The sequence below is a fragment of the Methylobacterium terricola genome (genome assembly GCF_006151805.1).
Taxonomy (GTDB): Bacteria; Pseudomonadota; Alphaproteobacteria; order Rhizobiales; family Beijerinckiaceae; genus Methylobacterium; species Methylobacterium terricola.
Genome location: NZ_VDDA01000090.1, coordinates 1 through 1,898, shown reverse-complemented (window position 1 = coordinate 1,898; position 1,898 = coordinate 1). Strand labels below are relative to the sequence as shown.

Genomic DNA, 1,898 nt, shown 5'->3' with positions numbered 1-1,898 from the left:
TCCACGACCTTGACGATCGAGGCCGCGTCGAGCCCGGCCTCGGCGTACATCCGCTCCGGCGTGTCGTGGTCCTGGTAGCTGTCCGGCAGCGTCAGCGTCCGCACCCGCACCTTGCCCCCGTCCAGCGCCCCGCGCGACGTCAGCAGGTGCAGCACCATCGCCCCGAAGCCGCCGACCGACCCCTCTTCCAGGGTCACCAGGACCTCGTGGCTTCCCGCCAGGTCCAGGATCAACGCCTCGTCCAGCGGCTTGGCGAACCGCGCATCCGCCACCGTCACGCCGATCCCGGCCCCCTCCAGGCGCTCCGCCGCCTTCAGCGCTTCCGCCAGGCGCGTGCCCAGGCTCAGGAGCGCCACCCGCGCCCCCTCCGGACGACGCAGCACCCGGCCCTTGCCGATCTCCAGCGCCTCGCCCTTCTCCGGCAGCTCGACGCCCACGCCCTCGCCCCGCGGGTAGCGGAACGCGATCGGGCCACCGTCATGCGCATGCGCCGTCGCCACCATGTGCACCAACTCGGCCTCGTCCGCCGCCGCCATCACCGTCATGTTCGGCAGGCAGCACAGATACGCGAGGTCGAACGCACCGGCATGGGTCGCGCCGTCGGCGCCGACCAGGCCGGCCCGGTCGAGGGCGAACCGCACCGGCAGGTTCTGCAAAGCCACGTCATGCACCAGCTGGTCGTAGCCGCGCTGCAGGAACGTCGAGTAGATCGCGCAGAACGGCTTGAACCCCTCCGTCGCAAGACCCGCCGCGAAGGTCACCGCGTGCTGCTCGGCGATGCCGACGTCGAAGGTCCGCTCCGGATGCGCCTTCGAGAACAGGTCGACGCCCGTCCCCGACGGCATCGCCGCGGTGATCGCCACCACCTTCTCGTCGGCATCCGCCGCCTTGATCAGGCTCTCGCCGAACACCCGGGTATAGGCCGGCGCGTTGGGCTTGGCCTTGGTCTGCTTGCCCGAGATCACGTCGAACTTCACCACCGCGTGGCCGCGATCGGCGGCGGCCTCCGCAGGCGCGTAGCCCTTGCCCTTCTGGGTCACGACGTGGATCAGCACCGGGCCGTCGGGCGCGTCGCGCACGTTCTTGAGCACCGGCAGCAGGTGGTCGAGGTTGTGGCCGTCGATCGGGCCGACATAGTGGAAGCCCAGCTCCTCGAACATCGTGCCGCCGCCGGCCAGCATGCCGCGGGCATACTCTTCCGCGCGGGCGGCGGTGTCGTAGAGGGCCTTCGGCAAGAGGCGGCCGAACTGCTTGGCGGTGTCGCGCAGCGAGCGGTAGGTGTCGCCCGAGACCAGCCGCGCGAGGTAGGACGACATCGCGCCGACCGGGGGGGCGATCGACATGTCGTTGTCGTTGAGGATGACGATCAGGCGCGACTTGAGGGCGCCGGCATTGTTCATCGCCTCGTAGGCCATGCCGGCCGAGATCGAGCCGTCGCCGATGACGGCCACCACGTTGCGGCGCGGGGGCGTCTCGCCGCGGGCCTTGGCGGCGGCGTCGGCGAGGTCGCGGCCGATGGCCATGCCGAGGCCGGCGGAGATCGAGGTCGAGGAGTGGGCGGCGCCGAAGGGGTCGTAGGGGCTCTCGGAGCGCTTGGTGAAGCCCGAGAGGCCGCCGCCCTGGCGGAGCGTGCGGATGCGGTCGCGGCGTCCGGTGAGGATCTTGTGGGGATAGGCCTGGTGGCCGACATCCCAGATGATGCGGTCGTCGGGGGTGTTGAAGACGTAGTGGAGGGCGACGGTGAGCTCGATGACGCCGAGGCCGGCGCCGAGATGGCCGCCGGTGACCGAGACGGCGTCGATGGTCTCGGTGCGCAGCTCGGCGGCGAGCTGCGTCAGGTCGCTCTCGGGCAGCTGGCGCAGGTCCGCGGGAACGCGGACGCGGTCGAGGAGGGGAAG

Annotated in this window: 1 protein-coding gene; it reads right to left on the bottom strand. The window is 71.3% G+C overall.

Going from position 1 to position 1,898, the window contains the following annotated elements; translation table 11 throughout:
* A partial coding sequence (dxs, locus tag FF100_RS36740) for a 1-deoxy-D-xylulose-5-phosphate synthase (protein WP_139040923.1) occupies positions 1-1,862 on the bottom strand: 1,862 nt, incomplete at its 3' end.
* Positions 1,863-1,898 lie beyond the last annotated feature (36 nt).